The organism is Gillisia marina (assembly GCF_000258765.1).
Taxonomy (GTDB): Bacteria; Bacteroidota; Bacteroidia; order Flavobacteriales; family Flavobacteriaceae; genus Gillisia; species Gillisia marina.
On the sequence record NZ_AJLT01000054.1, the window covers coordinates 35,482 to 56,544 of the forward strand.

The window sequence follows — 21,063 nt, forward strand, 5'->3', positions numbered from 1 at the left end:
GCTTTATAGGCTTTTTCAAGAACATTATCTATGCTTTAAATATACTCTCTATTGCGTCACCAAAACATTCCAAGGTATATCTCTGAGACCATTCCATAGCGCTTTTCGACATTTCTTGAAGTTTTAATGTATCAGATAATTTATCCTCAATCGTTCTTGTTGCACTTTCAACATTAGGCTTTATTAAAATGCCCCTTTTACCGTAATCCAACATCCAATCTACACAAGAAATATTGGTAGCAATTGGGATACATCCAAAATACATAGCCTCAGCAATTGCCTTTGGCCAACCCTCAGATTTTGAAGCCAAGATCAAAAAATGTGAATTACAATAAGCCTCTTTTACTTTACATAAATTTTGATTTCCCATTAACTTAATAAATGGATCTAAATTATTAATACTAATATATTCTTCTAACACTTGTTTCATTATACCATTACCGTACATTTCTAAGGTGACAGGAATTCCCTTCTGCAAAAGATTTTCTATTAATTTGATTGTAAAGTAAGGCCTTTTACCTTCGCTTAAGGTACCTACAAATACAAATTTATAGGGGGTGTTTATTTTTCTAACTGAGTTTATCTTATCCGTTTTGCTAAAGGATGCCGTAAAAAACGGCATAATATTTTTTGATTGATCTTTCCATTCTCCGTAAACCAATACTTTAATATTCTTACTAATTCTAGTATTACTCAATATCTTCTTTTGCAATCTGTAACTCCAAGGTTGTTCTGCATTAGGATCCCAATTCCCTGCATATTTAACTGTCTTAGGTTTCTTCGGAAAAAATATTTGCAAAACACAACCAACAAGCCCAATATTTCCCGGACATCTTAAATGAATATGATCTGCAGCGTTCATTGCTTTTAAAATTCTAAAAACAATAAATGGCATCTTTAAGGTACTCTTTAAAGTCATTAAAATACTTAAGAAAGAAATTTGAGGGATTGTCTTAAAGCTAATAGTCTCTTTTAAATATTTTGATTCTATTCTTGTAATTGAATTACCAGATAATGGAGCAACTACAATCACATCAGAAACATATTTAAACCATATATTCATCTCTCTTATGTAGGGCTCGTAAGAATAATATTCACAATTCTTTTGTTTATGCAGAATATGTGTAATTACAGCTATTTTCATTTTTATTCTTCGGCAATTTGAGAAGTGCAAGATATTAATTTACACTTTTATTATTAACACATTTCTATTTACTTGCATTAACTTTAAATTTTAGTTTTATAAGCTTTTAAAAGATGCTAATTAAATGTGATATTGAGCTTAAATATATTTTAACATTAGAATTCTCGAATACTATAAATTGAAGTTTTAACTTCATGAATTAAATCAAAACTGCTTTGTGAAAAAATTCCTCAATACTATTTTGCCTTACAAAAAAAGGCGGGAGATGCGAAAAATCTTAGATAAGAATCTACAATTCATAACAAGAAAACTAAATTACAGGTATAAATTCTCAGGAGTTTACTGCCCATATTGCAAAAATTACTTTAAAACATTTGGTGATTTTGGAGCATCTATAAGGCACAATGCTCAATGCCCGGTTTGTAAAAGCCTTGAAAGACATAGAATGATTTACCTATTTCTAAAAGAGAAAGGTTTAGTTTTTGAAACTTCTAAGACAATCGATTTACTTCACGTAGCACCCGAAAAATGCATTTATGATAAGATTAAATACTCAAAACATATTGAATATTTCCCTTTAGATCTATACCCAGATTATTATTACTATCTAAATGGTCCAGATTTAATAAAGGGAGATATAACAGACCTCCAATTTGAAGACGAAAAGTTTGACTTTATATTTTGTAATCACGTACTAGAGCATATTCCTGATGATACTAAAGCCATGAGCGAACTATTTAGAGTATTGAAAAAAGATGGAAACGCTGTTCTTTTAGTTCCAATTGATAAACAATTATCAGAAACTTACGAAGATTTTAGTATTACAGACCCCATAGAAAGAGAAAAAGCTTTTGGCCAAGATGATCATGTAAGATTATATGGAAAAGATTACGTAGATAGATTAGCAGCAGCAGGTTTTAAAGTTTCTGCTATAGATTACTGGAATACTTTATCTCAACGCGATCGATTTAAATATGGGATTTTAGAGAATGAATGGATCTATTTTGTAGAGAAATAGAATTTAAATTAATTTCTCAACTTAGGTTTATTATAAATCAAACTAAACCAACCCGCAACTCTTCCTAAGGCTTCTGTAAAGGCAGCTTTTTTCTGAGAGGTAGTTACTACATTCCCCAAGCGAATAAGAGTAAGAACAAATGCTATGTAATTCCATTTTATAATAGCAGCTATAGATGGCTTAGGGTATTTAATACGCCAAACATACCAACCGTTTCTTAGTACCATTTTCCCATATTTAAACTGATTAGGCCTTCCCTCCTCTTCATGTAAATGGTATAGTTGCGCACTTGTATTTACAAATAATTTTCCTTTTTTAGATGCTCTTAGACAAAAGTCCATATCTTCATATAAACCGTATCCAATAAAATAATCAGAAAATCTCATATTATCGAAAAGACTTTTTTTGTAAGATGAAACGCCACCCATAAAAAACTCCACCGGATAGATTTTTCCAGAGGGAGGCAAAAAACTAATTGACAACCCATTAGAAAATTCGGGCATATATCCCGGAGGATCATTACTCAACATCTTCATTTTCTTTCGAAATAAGTTCCTGTTACCTATTTTTCGAATATATCCGTCAATAGAGTATTCATCAAATTGAGCTGGTTGCTCAGATGTAAACCATTTTACCTCATCTTTAATATAACCCCCCACTCCAATTGCTGAAGGATATGCACTATACGTAGAAATTAAATTTTTAAAATAATCTGTAGTTAATACAATGTCATCATCTAGAAAGCATATAATTTCTGTAGAACGGTTCACCTTGTTAACACCAAAATTTCTCTGTTTGGTAAGCCCTCTATTATCTTCAGTTACTTTATAATATTCTAAATTCGTGATCTGATTTTTAGATAATAAACATTCAGTTTCATTATCTAAAGAACCATCAATTATTAAGATCTGATCTGGATAAAGTGTTTGGATTTTGATAGAATCAAGTAGCCTACTCAACGCTTTAGAACGTTGGTAGGTACAAACTATAAGCGTAAAATCTAATTCCATCGGTAAAAAATTATTCATTCTCTTTAATTAAATGATTGGCCCATCTATTACTTGTTTCCCATCTCTTCTGCATATTATTATAATATTTTAAAGGATTCTTTATAGTTTGAGAAGCATAGAATTTTAAAAAAAGTACTGTTTTAAAGCCTAATAATTGTTGTTTTGAAAAATATTTTAATGCTAAAGCCAGTAATGCAGGAGAAGGTTTTGGAGCATATTCTTCTGAAATCCAGGGTAATTTAGGCTTTGTTCTAAATCCTCCCATTGGGGCTTTTAAATGAATAATTTCTAAATTAGGATGGTACATAATCTCATTACCAATCAATCTTAGCTGCATTCCAAAATCTACATCCTCTCCATAGCTATGCTCAAATACCATAGAAAAATTAATATCTTTTACAGCACTGGTTAATGCAATTCCATTTCCTGCCCCAAAAGTCCCCCATTGTTTTACATCTTCATAAATTCTACTTTCTCCTGTCTGGATATAGGCAGTATTTAAAACCTCCACTCCATATTTTCTTATTTCCTCTAGACCTCTTCTTAAAAGATCATTATCTATTCTGTTATCATCATCACAAAAGAAAACCCATTCCGCTTTAATTTCCTTTAAAGCAATATTTCGAGCATTACAAGCCCCTGTTTGATGAATGAACTTATGAATGATTTCAAATGGAAATTCGCGATTGAGTCCTTCTGTCAACTCAGACTGTGTAATTGGATCTTGATTCTGCTCTATTATGATGACTCTCTTAGGTAATAAAGTTTGATTTTTTAGGTCATCAAGAACCTGTAAAAGATGTTGAGTTCTCCCAATGGTTGGAATTATAACATCTAGAGTATTGGAGTTTGTAAATATTCTTTTGGAATTAATAAAAATATCTGATAGATCTATCCTCTTCTTAAAAAATTTCGATCTAAAGAAAGATGCAATAAAAAAGAACAAAGGAACTTCCTTATCATATTTAAAAATACACCAAAACAGAACAACCACTCTAAAACTTTTATAATGCTGAAATACAAAAGAAAAAAGTTCATTCTTTGTAGCGGTGTATTCCAGACTTGATCTTTTTCCTAATTTAATTAAATCTGGTGCACTATAACAAAAAAGACCATTTTGTTGTCCAATTTTAGCAATAGAGTTGATTAAATATTCAAAGTTATTAATACTATCAAAAAGATCTTTAAACTTTAGGATGACCTCACCTTTCATTCCGCCAACATCACTACTCATTCTCCAAGTAGCATATGTCAATTCAGATAAAATATTAGCAAAAGGTAATTGATCTATATACCCTATGCTTTGAGGAAGATACATAGTATTTACCCCATAGGAAGCCATGATAAGATCATGATGAAACACATTATCCCAAGTTGATAAATCAATATGAGATTTAAGAGCTACATCGCACCAAGCAATTATTTCATTTTCAAATTTTTCGGAGAGATTCCAAAAGGCTTCAACACAAGAATTAAATTTTATATCTAAAGGTTTTCCATCTTTAATTACTTCCAGAACATGACTCGCTTTTTGATGGACTATTAATATCATAAATTAGAATACTATTCAAAAATGATTAAACTTTAGAATGTAAGATAACTTTCCTATAAAATTCAATATTCTGCAAGACAACTACATCTGTTGAGAATTTAGATAATACTTGCTTACGAGCAGCTTTGCCCATTTGGTTATTCAAGTTATCATCATTCATTAACTTAACGATTATACTTGCATAGGATACATGATTTTTAGGATTTATGGTAAAGCCAGTTTTACCATCAATCATTACTTCTGGAGCCCATCCCACATTGGATGTTACCAAAGCCTTTTCCATAGACATAGCTTCTAACCAAGTCATTGGTAATGCTTCCGCAAAACTTGGAAGTATTATCACCTTAGCAGATGCTACGTGATTTTGAACATCCGAATAATTTACTTCTTGTAAATGTTCTACCATAGATTTGGCTTCTTTACTTAGCGAAGTTATAAATAATTCTAAAGTCGATTTGTTTTCAAAAACATCTACCACATCTTTTCCTAATAATAGAAGTTTAGCATTTGGCTTCTCTTGTACTACTTTATTAAAGATACTAGCTAATTCTAAAACTCCCTTTTTACGAATTATAGTGCCAAAATATAGCAACAAGTTTTCATCAACCTTTAGGGTTGATGGCATAAAATTATTTGGATCTAGACTGTTGGGAATGACTGTTATCTTATTCTCTAATTTAAAGATTTCAGATGTTACTTTTGCTGTAAAAGCACTTACAGAAACTATGGCATTTGCGGCTTGCAAAGCTCTTTTTTCAAAGAATCTATTTTTGGGTTTTTGATCTCTATTTTCTAAATGACAAAAATATCCATCAGAACCATTCAATCTTATCACTAAAGGACAGTTAAACTTCATTAAAGCTGTGATGCCGGTCCAATCTGGAGCTTCTAAAAGATCTATAGATTTTTCCTTTACTTTTTTATTGATGTATTGTTGAAGATATTTCCTGTAAAAATAAAAGCCTCCAAATTTATAGATTTTTTGTTTTATAAGATAAAAATTGATCTTGTCTTCTTTGAAATTTTTGTTTTGATCTTGAGCATAAATAAAAACACTTACTTCCACTCCTTGGTGTATCAGCGAGTGTGCGAGATTTTTAATACTGGTACCCAAACCTCCGGAACTATTGGTTAATGAATGAGGATATTCTGGAGTTATAAAGGCAATATTCATCTTCTAACAAATTAGATTAATTGAATTCCAAATACGTTCTGAAGCCTTATCTGCTGGAGCTTCATTAATTACGCTAAACCATGCCCTAACATTTGCAGTCACTTCTTCATCTTCGTTATTTAGTAAGCTAGCAATTTTATTAGCAATCTCACTCTTACTATTCAACCATATTACAGATTTGGAGGACGGCATTGATCTAAAATGAACATATTTATAAATGTTTTCTGTACTCCAATCTTCAACGTTTTTATTTTCTACATCATAATTAATATAAAAACAAGGTTTGTTATGTGTTACTGCATCAAACACCATAGTAGAACCTAAATTGATCAAAGCGATGCTATGATGAACAGTATTTACCTGTAAGGCAACATCTGCTTTGGTTGGCAAAATGGTATTCCAACTATCGCCTTGTTTCTCCCACAAAGGACTTATCTCTTTTATTATTTCAGGGTATGTATCAACAATAGTCTGATATCTCCCTGAAAAATCTACAGGACATCTTCTAAATATGATACCTAAATCAAGTCCTCTAGCATTTAAAGTTTGAACAGCTTTTGCCAGATCTTCTAAATATTGAGGATCATCTGGTGATGTAGTAATATCATCTCCGCTAAAACAAACATATTTCTTCTGAAGATCTAAATTATGCTGTTCAAAAAAATCTTCTTTAGTTATAAGTAGGCTGGCATCGTAATGAGCTTCAAATTGTGGTGTACCTGTTATATGTATATTCCTATTATTTATATATGGATAATATTTAACCAATTCATCCATCATATATTTACTCCAGACAAAATAGTAATCTGCTTCTACACTAAAGTTGCCTTTGACAGGTTATCCCAAGAAAAGATAAAGGAAGCGGTTGGAATATTAAAATCTTGAGCTGCAGTAAGTGGTGCTATTGCAGTCACTGGCCTTTGGCTGGTACAAAATATAATATCCGGCTTTTCTCTTTCTAAGACCTCCTTACAATGATTATAGAACTTGGAACTACGTTCAGACTTTTTTTAATCTATATCTCAATTGCTTTAATCCATTCTCATTCTTTGAACTGTTCTCTAAAATTGTGACAATGCTATTTTTTAGTATCGCCTTTATTCCACTAAAGGAAGGCGAGAATTTATAAGAACTATATACCGGATCATTCCATTTATTTTCAAAATGACTTAATTCTGAATTTATCTTAGCTCTTTTTAAAAGATCTGTAAATGGTCTTGGTTTAACTTGAAGTTTGATTTCCTTGAGTCCAAGAGAACTCAAATCGAACGGAGTTTGATTCCAAAAGATCACTTCCCAACCTAGTTCCTCTCCAATCTCTACAAAATTAGAAAAGGCAAAGTTTCTTAAGCCTACACCATCAGGAAGTAAAATTAAAATTTTTTTAGAGCTCAAATTTTATAATGATAAATGGGTATTAGCCAAAGATAAAAATAATAGTGACTAAGGAGAAGATTCTAAAAAGTATTAAAAACAATCCAGAGGTTATTTAGCAAACTAGAGGTCTTTAAACTGTTTCTGATGATTTATTCCCCACAAAGTAGATTTCTTAAGAGATGTCAAAAATTCAAATGCACTGTTTCCCTTACCATAGGAGGTTTGTTCATAGCTAATCTGGTGATCATCTACCACATCTAATGCTTGGCTTATACTTTTTGTGTCATAATCTACATGTATGATATCTGCAAATTGAGATCTATTTTGTTGTCTTGTTCCAATGTTTATTATTGGTATTTTGTAATAAGGAGCTTCTCGAATCCCCGCACTGCTATTACCAATTATAAATTGAGTTTCCTTTAGAAGACTCAGAAAATATTCAAATCTTAAAGAAGGAATAACCCGAAATCTTTTATTATCTAAAATCCGTTTGTATTCTTTCAAAATAGTTTTACTTCCTAAGTCGTTATTAGGATAGATCACTACATAGTTATGATCATCATTCAACAAAGCATCTACAAAGTTTTTCACATATGCTGCTATATGCAATACTTCTGTGGTAACAGGATGAAACATTGCTACTGCATAACGCTGAAATGGAATTTGATAATATTCTTTAACAACATTCAAATCTGGAAGATCCGGGGATAACATTAGATCGATATCCGGCGATCCAATTTCAAAGATCGAATTCTCCAATTCTCCCATTTGAATTAACCTCTTACACGCTTCATTATTAGAAACAAAATGAATGTGACTCAACTTACTTACGCTATGTCGTATCAATTCATCTACTGTTCCAGAGATTTCCCCACCTTCTATATGTGCTACTAAAATATTATTAAGCGACCCTACAATAGCTCCTGCTAAAGTTTCTACTCGATCCCCATGTACCACTATCATATGCGGATCGATCTCCTTAATATAACCAGAAAGACCTTCTATAGTTTTTGCCAAAGTGAGATCCATGGTGGTTTCGTGAGTGAAATTTTCGAAGGTATGAACGTTGGAAAAATTACAGCGTTCAATTTCTAGTAAAGTATATCCATATTCCTGTTGAAGATGCATACCAGTTACAAAAACAAAGACTTCAAGGTCCACATCAGAATCTAAGATCTGAATAAGCGATTTGATCTTTCCAAAATCTGCTCTGGTGCCTGTTAAGAAAAGAATTCTTTTTTTAATCATGAATTATTTCGCTAAAAATACATTTTGATTTATAAACGTTATTTGCCCTGAAAGTTTTTGCGTCACCCTCAATTTATTTCAGGGTCTCAATATTGTATCGATTTACATTATTATGAGATTCTGAAACAAGTTCAGAATGACGTTAATTTTCAACATCTAACCATTTCAATTGTCTGTCAACCTTAATATCAGTCGTAGCCATCTTACCCAAAACTTGATCATAGTTCTCTGCTAAGATCTCACCAGTACCAGGACGCTTTACCCAAATGTTTTCCTTAGAGAACACCTCTCCCTTTTTAATGTTTTTTATACTACACACCGTTGCAAACGCAAAATCTATAGTCACCTTTTCTTCTTGTGCCGCTTCCTTTTTACCTCCTCGCATTTGCGCAATTTCCGCACTTGAAATTATAAGTTCTGCACAGGCTTTTTCATCCATACTACAAATAATATCAGGCCCGGTACGTTTCATATGATCTGTAAAATGTCTTTCTAAAATAGAAGCTCCTAATGCTACAGCACCTAAGCAAGCATTATTATTTAAAGTATGATCTGACAACCCAAACACTTTTTCTGGAAAAGAATTATGAAGCTCCTGCATAGCCCCTAATCTTACTAAATGTTTTGGGGTGGGATATAAATTAGTTGTATGCAAGAGAGCAACGGGAACTTTATATTTATCAAATATAGCAACCGCTTTTTCAACGCTTTCAATACTGTTCATACCAGTACTTAAAATTATAGGTTTCCCAAAACCGGCAATATGTTCTAACAAGGGATAATTATTACATTCTCCACTACCTATTTTATAAGCAGGAACTTCAAAATTTTCTAACCTGTTTGCTGCTGCTCTAGAAAATGGGGTAGAAATAAAGATCATACCCTTACTTTCAACATATTCTTTTAAACTTCTTTCATCTGCTTCACCTAAAGCACAACGCTTCATGATTTCATAAATAGAAATATCTGCATTTCCTGGTATCACTTTTTTAGCCTCAGAACTCATTTCGTCTTCTACAATATGAGTTTGATGTTTAACCATCTCTGCTCCAGCTCTATGAGCAGCATCAACCATTTCTTTAGCAGTTTCGAGAGAACCTTCATGGTTAATACCAATTTCAGCAATCACTAAAGGTGGATAATCCTCTCCAATCTTTCTTCCAGATATTTCAATATATGGTTTCGTGTGTATCATCTTATTTTCTATTCTCCTTTTTCATTAAAAACTCCGCATACTCAAAATCTTCAAAGGTATCAATATCAACTTTTGCCCAGGGATGGTCTACCACATATGCACAATTATTAGGAGCCAACAGTTTTCCATTACTTATAATTTCAGTTTTGACAATATAAAGCAATCCGTTTTCAAAATATAAATGTTCCAGATCCTGACTTCTTTGTCCCATATTATAACTGAAGGGAATAAAACTAGAATCTTTTATTTTTCCGAATTTTTGATGATTTGATGTTACGGTCATCAAACTATCAAAATCTCCTTTTAAATATTCTGAATAAGCATTTTCTAATAAATCGTGAGGTCTTAATGGATTTGTAGGCTGTAGTAAAATAACATTATCATATGGCTCCTGAAGCGCTATTATTGCATGATGGAGAACTTGCAAAGTAGACGTCAGATCTTGAGCTAATTCTATAGGTCTGTCTACAACATCTACTCCATTTGATTTTGCAATATTCTTTATTTCCAAATCATCTGTAGATACATAGATCTTATCTATAATACCCAAATTCTGTTTAGCATAATTAATACTATGTACAATTAAAGGTAACCCCTCTAAAAGCTTAATATTCTTACCCGGTAATCTTTTAGATCCACCTCGAGCGGGAATGATGGCTATGTTCTTTTGCTTTTTCAATAGGATTTTTATCTATTTGATATTTCCAAAGCAAATTCAATACTCTGCAAATTATCATCTATTTTAAAAATATAAGGTTTATCTCTGTAATATGAGATAAGATGTAGCAAAATCAGATCATTTACTTTTTTTAGTGAGTAATATTCAGGAACATTTTTTCCCAGACTTTTTTTAAGCTTTTGCTGAAGATTACTCTTTTTTAAACTTTCAACCCTCACTTTTAAAATTCCGTTTCGAAGATTTGGAAGAATTCCAAATAGCAAATTATCTATTTTTCTTTTTTCAGTATTCAAAATCAAGTTTACAGATTGCTTTTCTAAACTTTGCAATTCTTCCTTTAACAAAGTTTCGCCCCATCCTTTTGCATTCACATCCAGAGACATTTTAAGCAGATTATTTTGTAAATACTGATGATTTAACTGCACTATTCCAGAGATCTGGTAATCTTTAATTATTTTTTTAGACTCTGAACTTCTATAACTCGGATGCCACTGATGGAACATTAAAGTTTCTAAATTATAGAAATTTACTTTATAGCCCTTTTCAATTAACCTTTTATGAACATCTGTGTCTTCAGCTCCCCAGAAATGGTAAAACTCATCGAAGCCGCGTATCTGTTTTAAAGCGGCAACAGGAAATAAACTAAGCCCTGTAGCTTCATGAGTGCTTTTTCTATAATTGGTTATATCAGCAAAATTCAGATCTTTTAGATTTTCCTTCGGACCTAAAAATCCAACTTCAAAATAAGTAATGTTCTCCGGGTTTTTTAAGGTATAAGCTATTTCAATAAAATCACTTCTAAAGATCATATCCACATCTGCAACAAAACATTGTTCAGTATTCAGATCTTTTATTACCGAGTTTAATGCTTTAGATTTATTCCACGGTTGATATTGGGTAAATTGATATGTATAAGAAATAAACTTGTAATTTGAACATAACCGCTTGGCATTATTAGCCAAATCTGGTTCAGAACCATAATCTACCAAGATAACCTCAAAATCTTTTACAGATTGTCTGTCCAAAGAATTAAACGAATTCTCTAATCTATTTAAGTCTCTATTCCTGTATGAATAAATTATTGATAGCAAATTATTGTGCTTGTTGTAAATATCGATATTTCTGCCTTACCTGATTCTCAATAAAACTTCGCTCTAATTTAGGCTTTATATTTTTCAAGTTATAGTCAACACCAGATTTTAATAATATTGGATCGTTCAACGCTTGAAAAATTAGTCTTTTTATTTCAGAGGAATCTTCCGCGTCTTCTATCAAAAGTCCATTCAAGCCATGAGTGATCATTTCTGCAGTAACTTCACCGGGATTAGACTGAATTGGAAATACCCCCATAATGATAGCTTCCAATAAGGTATTGGGCATTCCATCTGATATACTGTTACCTATATAGATCAAAGATTCTCCCATCAACTTCAAAATTTCGGAATGTGCTCTTTGCTTGTAAATAATCAAATTGTCCCAATTATCGAAATTCTTTTTATTGAAAACCTCCACTTTTTCATTAGCACCAAATACAACAATATTATAACCCGATAATTCAGATTTCATAGTTGTAAGTGCCTCTAATACTTTAACACACCTACCGAACTCATGCTCATAACCTTTTATTAAAATCGTTTTTCTTTCAGAAGCTTCCTTTAGGAACTTATCATATTTGTCAAGATCATACCCCCCCACCAGTTGGAAATACTCCTAAAAACTCTCCATTAAACCCTAAATCCTCAGCAATTTTATGATCCCTTTCGCAATCTGAAAAAAGATAATTTATTCTTTCTAAAACTTCCTTGATCTGTGCTTTTGGCTTGGAAAATTCTTTAAAATAGAATAGATCATTTCCCCAAATATTATAAACCCATTTAATTTTCGGATTTTTTTGCATCACTTCAAGAATTGGCACACAGGAAGAAAACATTTCAAAACTTTGTACAATATCCGGCTGAATTTCAATCAATTTGTTCTCGAAAATATCTACTAAATTATTTTGATTGAACTTATTAATAAAATCATAGAGTTTTGGTAATTCTTTCTTTATCTTATATCTGCCCGGATAATCTGTTTTATTTCTCCAGCCAATTATGTGGTGCACAAAGCTTATTTTTTCTACCTGAATATTGGCATCGTATACATCGAGCCAGTAAATAGTATGCCCTTGACCTTCCAATTGTTTGGTCCAATTAAAAAAATGATTCGAGAACATAGAAACCATTAATATCTTCATGATTCTATTTTTTGGAAAACTTTATTCACTACAGATCTCAAATGGTCCTCCGATAAGTAATTTTCCAAGTCTGGTCTATTTAAACTGAGATTCCCCGATTTTAATTTCCAATCTCTATAAAGTTCTCCAATCAAGTCAGCAATAATTTCTTCTGAATCTATTTCAGACCAAAACCTATAATCTTCTCCTAACAATCTTCTTGATTCACTAACGGGAGGCCCAAGTAGCAAAATAGGTTTATTTGCTAAGACACAATGAGGAAATTTACCAGGTAAGAAGGGACTTGTCTTCGCCTTTGCTTCTAATATCACATTTACAGCACTTTCCTTTTGTATGTACTGAGTTTCTTCAAAAGGCACATAGTTACCACTTACATAGATGCTGTGGTACTTTCCATGGTAATGCAATAACTGCTTTGTATAATGATTCTTTCCACCCAAAAACATCAAACAACTTTCATCTTCAGCCTCTGGAATGTTATTGATAAATTTCAAATAACCATTTATCAATCCTTTAGGATCTCTACCCCATAAAAGGTTACCAGAATGAACAATATTAAATTTAGAAGCATCAAAATAATTTGGAGTAATTTCTAAATTAAATTGTTCCTCTAAGATTTGATGAGGAACAACAACACCTTTTTTTGAATACCCTTCAAAATAGTTCCCCATCCATTTCATCAATAATTTACTTGGAAAAGCATGAAATGCAGCTTTTATAGAAACTTCCTCCATAAATTCAGACTTGATCTTATATCCCGGCTCTTTCCATGGGTAAGGCTCAGGATATAGATGCATTGGATAAGGATCATGAATATATGCCATCCACTTATTATGAAGATGTGGTAATTTAAGCAATGCATGATGCGGCCTAAATCTTCCCCCTTGGCTAAGGGTGAGAACAAGATCAAATTTGGAAAAATCTAATACTTTTAAAGCAGAAACTATGCTATCTCTATCATTAAAAAGGGTAAAAGAGAATCCAAAGATATTCTCTAATGGTTTACTCAATTTAATTTTTAAAATGTATCGTATTTGTCGTTCTAAACGACTTAAATAGAAGTACAAACTTCTCCTATTTTCTTTTACGGCTACACATTCAATACCCGATATTTGTATATCTTTCCTAGTATAATGAAGTACTTTTAAATGATATCCTGAAGATTGTAGATTAATAATAAGAGCCAAATTAGCCTTAGCACCGCTGCTGTCTTCAACATCAATAGATTCAACTACAACTAAGATCTTTTGTTTAGCAGACAATTATTTAATCTTTTTAAGTTCAATAAAAAATGAGGAGCCGCTAGCAGTGCGAGTTACAAATATAAAATATTAAGCCTAAAGAAACTCTTTCTAAGTATGCCGTTTTAGAACGCTATTTTATCTTTAGAAATTCGATAATCTTTTGAGATGCAAAGCCATCTCCATAAGGGTTCACCTTGTCTAAATTATTTGTAGGATTAGTTAGAACTTCTTTAGCTTTTTCAAATATTACTGAAGAATTAGTTCCAACTAAATAGCAAAATCCAAATTTAATTCCTTCCATTCGTTCTGTGTGATTCCGTGTTACCAAAACCTGCTTATTAAAACTGGGGGCTTCTTCTTGAAGACCTCCGGAATCTGAAATAATAAGATCACACTTCTGCATTAAAAAGATCATAGTAGGATAAGTAACAGGAGAAATTAGGCTAATATTTTTTACTTCCCCTAAAATTTCCTTTACAGGACCAGATACATTAGGATTAAGATGAAGGAGATAAATAATTTGAACATTCTCTAAATGAGATAGATTTACCAATGCTTCACAAATACTTTTTAAACCAGTTCCAAAATTCTCTCTTCTGTGTCCGGTTACAAGGATCAATTTTTTTTTCCTCAATTATAAGATCTTTGACTCTAATAATTTCTTCAGATTCTTGATTATCAATCTTTTTGATTGCCCATTTTAGTGCATCTACAACCGTATTTCCGGTAATTAAGATATCTTTTGTATCTACCATTTCATTCTCCAAATTTAGTTTTGAGTCTGAAGTTGGCGCAAAATGAAAATCGGCTAATTTACTTATAAGTTGTCTATTTGCTTCTTCAGGAAACGGAGACTTTTTATTATAAGTTCTTAAACCCGCCTCAATATGACCAATTTTAATGTTCTTATGAAAACTACCCAAAGCTACCATAGCTGCTGTTGTAGTATCACCTTGAACCAAAACCACATCTGGTTTATAGTCATCTAAAACAGGGTCTATAGAATTTAATATGGAAGCGCTCAGAGAGTTTAGACTTTGACCTGTTTTCATCAAACTGAGATCATAATCCGGAATGATGTCGAAAAAATCCAATACCTGATCCAACATTTCTCGGTGCTGAGCTGTTACACACACTTTATAAGAAATATGCTGACGATCGAGTTCTTTAATGATCGGAGCCATTTTAATAGCCTCGGGCCGTGTACCAAAACAAAGAAGAATTTTCAAATATTTTATTTTAAAAAATGTTCACCTTTACCAAATATCTGGAAGCTAAAATACGCAAGAAATAACTTAAGCCATGTCTCTACAGTGGTTTTATTAAGATCTGAAAGTTTTTTTACTTCCTTAAAATATTTAGATAATGAAGCTTTACTTTTTATTATCGCAGGAAGCCTTTTTTTTTTGCTCCTGTAAATAATGTTGCTTTAAGTTTTTACCTAATAAATTATACTCATTCAGAACCTCCACCTGATTTATAAGACTGTTGTAGTGAGAAACTTGCATCTTGATGTTTGCTTCTCTATAAATTTTATCTGAAATACTATCTTGATGAATTCTATAGTAGGTAGCATAAAAATCTAAAATTTTAATCTTAGGCAATTCTCTAGCAAATAATCTAATATAAAAATCTCGATCTTGTCCTGCTAACAGGTTTTCATCAAATAATTGTTTGTCCTCTAAAAAAGACCTTTTAAACATTGCATCTGGCAAATACCAACTTATTTTTCTAACTACATAATCTTGTAAAAAAGTTGAACTATATTTCAACCTTTCATCTGGAACATTTACTTCAGAAAAATCTGTTCTTATAGTTTTTGTAAAAACTAACTCCAAGTTTTCCTGGTCTTTAAATTCTTCAACCTTTCTTTCTATAAACTCAGGATGCATAAGATCATCACTATCAAACCAATTGATTAAATCTCCGTTTGATCTTTGAAATCCATAATTTCTAGCGGAATTACCACCACCTAATTTAGTATTTGGTCTACATACGCTTAAAATTCTATTATCATTTTGCGCAGCTGTATTCGCAATTGATATAGATGTATCAGAAGAACCATCATCAACTAAGATTAACTCCCACTTTTTATAAGTTTGATTTATAACAGATTCTATAGTTTCCCGAAGAAAACTTTCTCTGTTATAAACAGGAATGATAATACTTACTAAAAAAGAATCATTCATTTTTTAGAGTTGTTTTATACTTCTAAGTACTTTAAAAAATATTCTTTTAAGTTTATAGGGAGTTTGGGATGGCCTAGGTCTACTTAAAGCTTTAAAACTCTCTTGGGAGATTTTTGATTTAGGATTGTTACAGAATTCAGAGACCACATCATCTAACTCATTTCCTACATGGTAAGCAAAAGTTTTGGAAGTAGAAAGTCTATACCAACCCAATCGATCTGCAGGAAAATCTAAATAATATTCTTCGTAACCCTTTTTAAATTTTTCCTGAGGAAATTCTTTATTCCACAGTAAAACCTCTCGCCTATAAGTAGCAATAAAATGGTTTGCACCAACTATAGCCCTTATAGGTTTATCTAAATAGTATTGTTTCTGTTTCCATGAATATTCAACATTATTTCTATCCAGCAAGGCCGCATTTCCTAATCCTTTCAGAAAAAGTTCGCAATCGTAATCGCTTACTACCTTTCCATATTTTATTTTTCCCTTTAAGAATAGATCATAAAATAAGGAGCGGTTATAATAAAGTGATAAATTTTGGGAGGGAACTGGAGAAACCACTCCTGCCTTGGGATAAGAATTGAAGATTTCAAAACACGCGTTTTCCCAACCCTCCATAAATAAAACATCGCTATCTGCAATAGAAATATAATGTTCAAAACATGCTCTAGCTTCACTTATAATTGCATTAACCTTTCCCTTGTTCTCTTTATATATTACATATTTATTTATAAGTCCATCTTTATAATAACCAGACAATACTTCTTCTACTTCTGTATTAGAAGCATTGTTTATAATAGTTATTGCAGTAGTCTCATTATTTATAGATTTAAATAAGGATTGAAGACATACTTTTAGAACTTCTATAGCTTCTTTATAATATAAATTTGAACTCTCTGGAACATGCACAGGAACGATCACCCTATGAAAGTAATGAACATTCTTTTCTGTTTTAAACTTCTCTGGATTAACTCCCGTGCGCATTTTGAATATTTATTTATTTAGAAAATTACTTATTTGCTTCAAATTTTCAGTTCCGCTGCTCAAATCTGGCTCTAAATAATTTCCCTCTGCCCATTCATTCCAAGCTTTCACAAATATTATTTTCTCTTCGGGATCGTTGTTTTCTATTCTTTTATAACAATTCTCCAAATTATGATAAAAGTATTCAGGTTTTTGATCTATAATTACTTGGCCTTTACTACCACTTCTTGGAGTATGATCCCAATTTGGACTGCAACTCGGAAAGAATTTCAAGCCTTCATCCAAATCTGAATAATCACTTGCTTCTAATATTTGCTTATGTGTATAGATATTTCTAAGTTTTAAAGTGCCTTTCTTTAACTGATTTAATCTATACCCTGTAATTTTATTAACTGCTCTATCTAATACATTATATTTCACTCTATTAAATAAATGAGATGGACTTGGAGGAGTTAAACTATCAAATCCAAATTTCTTATAAGGATAATCAAAGTGCTGATAGGCAATGAAATGTATACCTTCTAATCCATTTTCTTGAGCCAATTTATTCCAGAGATCAATAAATTTATTTGGGTTTGGTAAACCCTTAGGGTTATAAATAGTGAAAATAGGTTTCCCATGAATCTTTATATAACGCTTGTCCAAGAAGGCAGGTAAGACCTCATAAAAATGCTTTTTAAAATCTTCTTCTCCCGGATAGGTTTGTTCTATAAGTAATCTTTTATATTTATCGCCATAAGGTAAGCCTCCCCAACTTACATTTGCCCATGCTAGAGAAAATCCAAGATCGGGTTTTCCGGATCTTAAAACATCTTCAAAAGGTTTTTCTAATAACCTTTTTCCATTCCCAAACCAATAATGCCAATAACAAAATCCTTCTATCCCATAAGACCTAGCCATTTCTGCCTGTTGTTCTCTTACTTCGGGAATTCTAAGATCATAAAAACCCAAATCTGCGGGAGTTTTAGGTTGTTGATGATTTTTAAATAAGGGCTTAGCTTTACTTACATTGGTCCATTCTGTAAAGCCTTTTCCCCACCATAGATCATTTTCTGGGATGGGATGAAATTGTGGTAGATAATATGCGATAATTCTCGCTTTTGGCATAATGTTTAAAATTACTTAGAGTTAATTTTAATCTTCATTTTTTTTACAATAGGATAGACAATTTTATAAATATAACCCTTAATAAAATAGAAGTTGGCAAGACTTAAATAGATTCCGTTCTCTCGAAAAATCTCTTTATGCTTTATGAGCACATCTTTATCAGTCCTCCAAAAAGCTAAAAGCACTCTTCTCAATCTCCACTTAAAAAAGTTTTTGTTTTTGAAATTTTGCGTTTTTAAATTTGAAATCATTATTTCATACCCTTTCAACAAAGACTTAATGCTTTCTTTGGTATAACGTGCACTTAATCTATTTTCTCGATGAGTTCTATAAAGCACATGACAGCCCACAGTATTGAGCAATTTATCGGCATTCAACATAATTCTCAGGACAAACTCCGCATCATTATTAATAATTAATGTAGTGTTCCAAATTCCTGCAGCCAAAACAACATTCCGAGGTATTAAAAAAGTATGGTAAGGAACAAAAGATTCTTTCTCAGCCAGTTTAATTAGATATTGATCAGCTTTTATACTATGTTCATTATCAAATATATTTCTAGCGACAAATTTTTTTATTTTTCCAGTAAACATCCCAATCGCAAGTTGTTACACTTTTAAAATTCCCAACATCGTTTAATATATTAACCTGAAGTTCCAGTTTATTTATAGACAATAGATCATCATCATCTAGATATTGGATATACTTCCCAATACTTTTCTCAAAGCCCATATTTCTTGATCCACAAGCTCCTTTAGCATATTCTTCAGATCTTTTAAAGTATTTAAATCTGGAATCTTTTTCTATAAAACTATTAACAATAACTTCAGTGTCATCGGTACTGCCATCATCTATAATAATACATTCCAAGTTTCCCAAGGATTGTTTTTCCACAGATCTCAAAGATTCCATTAAAAGGCTGCTCCTATTATAGGTTGGAATAATAACGGAAACAATCACATTTTCATTCATTAAATTGAGTGCTTTCTAGATCCAAAAACCTAATCTTATAATTATTTTTCTGTAAAACTTAGTAATACGCATTACCACCTTTATATAAAACTTATACTTTGATGATAGAATCCGATCTTGCTCGCAATACGCATTAAGTTCTTTTAGTAATTCAGGATGATAAGCTTTTAACAAAAAAGATTCAGTTAAAAATCTTATACTATCCGGAGTATGTAATTTATTATTAGTAAGGAATTCAAATATTTTTATTCTAATAATAGCAGATGTTTTCCTTCTTTCATAATTTTTATCTCCTCCCAAAGTTAGAGATTTGTTATGCTTTCTATAGGTAAACAGAAATTCATCTACCACTTTATAATTATTAGGATATAGGTAGCCTAATCGGGTAAATAATTCCCATTCTTCAGCATAGGCTAATTCTTCATCGAACCTGAATTGATCTATAATCGTCATCTTCCAGATCGGACCTAAATTATTCATTCTAAACCTTCCTGTTAAAATTGCATCTCCAAGGTGTTGATGGTGTAAATTGAATTCAGGTTTTAATCTGCGAAGATCTCCATTATCATCCTCAATTAACTTCTCAAATTTGCAGACAGTAAAATTTAATGCCGGATTTTCTATAAAAGGACTGATCTGTAATTCCAATTTTTCAGGATGCATGATATCGTCATCGTCAAAAAACTGAATATATTTAGCGTTTCTTATTCTTGCCAGGTCTAACCCGTAATTTCTAGTTCCGGAAAGTCCTTTTTTATAGGCTTCGGTCTTTAGGAAGTAACTGAATCTGGAATCTTCCGCAATGAGGCTACTTACCACCTTAGGAGTGTCATCGGTGGAATGATCATCTACAATAATGCAGTCCCAATTCTTATACGTTTGAGATTTAATAGAATTAAGGGTCTCCTCAATTAAATGAGCACGATTAAAAGTTGCAAGTAATATGGTTACCCTATAATTATCCAATATCTAAACTTATTAGTTTGAATTATAAATTAGAATTCTAAGCATCATTTTCCTCGTTAAATAATGAATTTTTAATGCCATTCGTAGCCTTTTGCTCAACTTAGAAAATATTCTATCTCCCTTTGATATCTGTTTTATCAATTCTAAATTATTAGAACTATAATGATATAGGAGAAATACTCTTCCAAAGTAAGTCAAACTATTTGGCGTATGGCAATTCTGGTCTACTAAAAAGTAAAAAACTTTATTAACTGCGGTGTTTAAATTAGAAGCACGAAGACCCATTCTATCCAAGTCTTCTGTCATAGAATTCAAATGTTTTCTCCTAAAAAAAAGCACTTGTTCTAAAACCTCATACTTTGGAGTTTCTTTTAGGAACAATTTAGAAAAGAATTCCCAGTCTTCTGCATATCTTAAATTTTCATCAAACCTTTGATCTTTTAAATACTGTGCTCTAAATAAGAACACCTGAGCTACCAATCTTAATTTTCCAATTAAAAATGCCTCTCCAAACGAATATAATTTAGAATGAAAAATTTGTTGATGACCCTCCCAATCTATTTTAGCGTCATTTTCAAAATTTCTTCTCCCACAAATAGAAAACATGCTTTCAGGGTTTTCAAGTAATCCATTTAATTGAAGTTCCAACTTTTTAGGATGCATTAAGTCATCATCATCAAAAAAATGAATAAATTCAGAGTTTTGAGACTCTGCAAGATCTAACCCATAATTTCTGGTTCCGGAAAGTCCTACTTTATAATTTTCAGATTTCAAATAATAGCTAAAACGTTTATCCCTTTTTATAAAATCCTGAACTATTTTTTCAGTACCGTCGGTAGAATGATCATCAATAATCAAACATTCCCAATTAATATAGGTTTGAGCCAGTATAGATTGCAGCGTGTTGGGTAACAAACTTGCTCTGTTATAAGTTGCAATTAGAATGGTGATCTTTGGATTTTTCATAT

23 protein-coding genes are annotated in these 21,063 nt (G+C 31.8%); 1 reads left to right on the forward strand and 22 read right to left on the reverse strand.

Going from position 1 to position 21,063, the window contains the following annotated elements:
* Nucleotides 1-28: 28 nt before the first annotated feature.
* Entirely contained in the window at nucleotides 29-1,144 is a 1,116-nt protein-coding gene (locus tag ON07_RS12225; protein ID WP_010231900.1) for a glycosyltransferase family 4 protein, read from the reverse strand.
* A gap of 265 nt (nucleotides 1,145-1,409) precedes the next feature.
* On the opposite strand from ON07_RS12225, the gene ON07_RS12230 reads away from it, so the two are divergent.
* Nucleotides 1,410-2,162: a class I SAM-dependent methyltransferase gene (locus ON07_RS12230; protein ID WP_081483401.1), complete on the forward strand. Its 753-nt coding sequence runs from the start codon at nucleotides 1,410-1,412 to the stop codon at nucleotides 2,160-2,162.
* Nucleotides 2,163-2,170: 8 nt separating this feature from the next.
* Here the strand turns inward: ON07_RS12230 and ON07_RS12235 are convergent, their stop codons facing one another.
* The 21 genes from ON07_RS12235 to ON07_RS16020 all read right to left on the reverse strand — a co-directional run bounded on the left by ON07_RS12235 (nucleotide 2,171) and on the right by ON07_RS16020 (nucleotide 21,061).
* Entirely contained in the window at nucleotides 2,171-3,190 is a 1,020-nt protein-coding gene (locus ON07_RS12235; RefSeq protein WP_010231904.1) for a glycosyltransferase family 2 protein, read from the reverse strand.
* Nucleotides 3,183-4,724 (reverse strand): glycosyltransferase family 2 protein, encoded by a 1,542-nt coding sequence (locus ON07_RS12240; protein ID WP_010231906.1) that lies wholly within the window; start codon nucleotides 4,722-4,724, stop codon nucleotides 3,183-3,185. Before ON07_RS12240 ends, ON07_RS12235 begins: the two co-directional genes overlap by 8 nt.
* Nucleotides 4,725-4,749: 25 nt before the next feature.
* Nucleotides 4,750-5,898: a glycosyltransferase family 4 protein gene (locus ON07_RS12245; protein WP_010231908.1), complete on the reverse strand. Its 1,149-nt coding sequence runs from the start codon at nucleotides 5,896-5,898 to the stop codon at nucleotides 4,750-4,752.
* 3 nt (nucleotides 5,899-5,901) lie between these two features.
* Nucleotides 5,902-6,678, reverse strand: a complete 777-nt coding sequence (locus tag ON07_RS17240; RefSeq protein ID WP_237708922.1) for a hypothetical protein — start codon at nucleotides 6,676-6,678, stop codon at nucleotides 5,902-5,904.
* A gap of 219 nt (nucleotides 6,679-6,897) precedes the next feature.
* Entirely contained in the window at nucleotides 6,898-7,293 is a 396-nt protein-coding gene (locus ON07_RS17245; RefSeq protein WP_237708923.1) for a hypothetical protein, read from the reverse strand.
* A 102-nt stretch (nucleotides 7,294-7,395) separates the two neighbouring features.
* Nucleotides 7,396-8,523, reverse strand: coding sequence for a UDP-N-acetylglucosamine 2-epimerase (gene neuC, locus ON07_RS12255; RefSeq protein WP_010231911.1), 1,128 nt, complete (start codon nucleotides 8,521-8,523; stop codon nucleotides 7,396-7,398).
* A gap of 142 nt (nucleotides 8,524-8,665) precedes the next feature.
* Nucleotides 8,666-9,718, reverse strand: coding sequence for an N-acetylneuraminate synthase family protein (locus ON07_RS12260; protein WP_010231914.1), 1,053 nt, complete (start codon nucleotides 9,716-9,718; stop codon nucleotides 8,666-8,668).
* Nucleotide 9,719: 1 nt separating this feature from the next.
* Nucleotides 9,720-10,397 (reverse strand): acylneuraminate cytidylyltransferase family protein, encoded by a 678-nt coding sequence (locus ON07_RS12265; protein ID WP_010231917.1) that lies wholly within the window; start codon nucleotides 10,395-10,397, stop codon nucleotides 9,720-9,722.
* Between the two features lie 8 nt (nucleotides 10,398-10,405).
* The gene (locus ON07_RS12270) at nucleotides 10,406-11,488 is read right to left on the reverse strand and encodes a glycosyltransferase family 2 protein (protein ID WP_033445115.1); all 1,083 of its coding nucleotides are present in this window, start codon (nucleotides 11,486-11,488) and stop codon (nucleotides 10,406-10,408) included.
* Nucleotide 11,489: 1 nt separating this feature from the next.
* Nucleotides 11,490-12,092 (reverse strand): glycosyltransferase, encoded by a 603-nt coding sequence (locus tag ON07_RS17250; RefSeq protein ID WP_237708924.1) that lies wholly within the window; start codon nucleotides 12,090-12,092, stop codon nucleotides 11,490-11,492.
* Nucleotides 12,079-12,633 carry a glycosyltransferase family protein gene (locus ON07_RS17255; protein WP_237708925.1) on the reverse strand — a complete coding sequence of 185 codons (555 nt, stop codon included), beginning with the start codon at nucleotides 12,631-12,633 and terminating at the stop codon, nucleotides 12,079-12,081. The genes ON07_RS17250 and ON07_RS17255 overlap by 14 nt, the downstream gene beginning before the upstream one ends.
* Nucleotides 12,630-13,895: a glycosyltransferase family protein gene (locus tag ON07_RS12280; RefSeq protein ID WP_010231923.1), complete on the reverse strand. Its 1,266-nt coding sequence runs from the start codon at nucleotides 13,893-13,895 to the stop codon at nucleotides 12,630-12,632. The genes ON07_RS17255 and ON07_RS12280 overlap by 4 nt, the downstream gene beginning before the upstream one ends.
* Nucleotides 13,896-14,007: 112 nt before the next feature.
* Nucleotides 14,008-14,511 carry a UDP-N-acetylglucosamine 2-epimerase gene (locus ON07_RS17855; RefSeq protein ID WP_316928151.1) on the reverse strand — a complete coding sequence of 168 codons (504 nt, stop codon included), beginning with the start codon at nucleotides 14,509-14,511 and terminating at the stop codon, nucleotides 14,008-14,010.
* Nucleotides 14,435-15,106: a non-hydrolyzing UDP-N-acetylglucosamine 2-epimerase gene (wecB, locus tag ON07_RS17860; protein ID WP_010231930.1), complete on the reverse strand. Its 672-nt coding sequence runs from the start codon at nucleotides 15,104-15,106 to the stop codon at nucleotides 14,435-14,437. The genes ON07_RS17855 and wecB overlap by 77 nt, the downstream gene beginning before the upstream one ends.
* A 144-nt stretch (nucleotides 15,107-15,250) precedes the next feature.
* Nucleotides 15,251-16,066, reverse strand: a complete 816-nt coding sequence (locus tag ON07_RS16015) for a glycosyltransferase family 2 protein (RefSeq protein ID WP_010231934.1) — start codon at nucleotides 16,064-16,066, stop codon at nucleotides 15,251-15,253.
* A gap of 3 nt (nucleotides 16,067-16,069) precedes the next feature.
* Entirely contained in the window at nucleotides 16,070-17,050 is a 981-nt protein-coding gene (locus ON07_RS12295; RefSeq protein WP_010231936.1) for a glycosyltransferase family A protein, read from the reverse strand.
* A 9-nt stretch (nucleotides 17,051-17,059) separates the two neighbouring features.
* The gene (locus ON07_RS12300) at nucleotides 17,060-18,157 is read right to left on the reverse strand and encodes a glycosyltransferase WbsX family protein (protein ID WP_010231937.1); all 1,098 of its coding nucleotides are present in this window, start codon (nucleotides 18,155-18,157) and stop codon (nucleotides 17,060-17,062) included.
* A gap of 11 nt (nucleotides 18,158-18,168) precedes the next feature.
* On the reverse strand, nucleotides 18,169-18,750 hold the full coding sequence (locus ON07_RS12305; RefSeq protein WP_010231939.1) for a hypothetical protein: 582 nt from the start codon (nucleotides 18,748-18,750) through the stop codon (nucleotides 18,169-18,171).
* On the reverse strand, nucleotides 18,716-19,129 hold the full coding sequence (locus ON07_RS12310; RefSeq protein WP_010231942.1) for a glycosyltransferase family 2 protein: 414 nt from the start codon (nucleotides 19,127-19,129) through the stop codon (nucleotides 18,716-18,718). Before ON07_RS12310 ends, ON07_RS12305 begins: the two co-directional genes overlap by 35 nt.
* 15 nt (nucleotides 19,130-19,144) lie before the next feature.
* The gene (locus tag ON07_RS12315) at nucleotides 19,145-20,095 is read right to left on the reverse strand and encodes a glycosyltransferase family 2 protein (RefSeq protein ID WP_010231945.1); all 951 of its coding nucleotides are present in this window, start codon (nucleotides 20,093-20,095) and stop codon (nucleotides 19,145-19,147) included.
* 12 nt (nucleotides 20,096-20,107) lie between these two features.
* Nucleotides 20,108-21,061 (reverse strand): glycosyltransferase family 2 protein, encoded by a 954-nt coding sequence (locus ON07_RS16020; RefSeq protein ID WP_010231947.1) that lies wholly within the window; start codon nucleotides 21,059-21,061, stop codon nucleotides 20,108-20,110.
* Nucleotides 21,062-21,063: the final 2 nt, after the last annotated feature.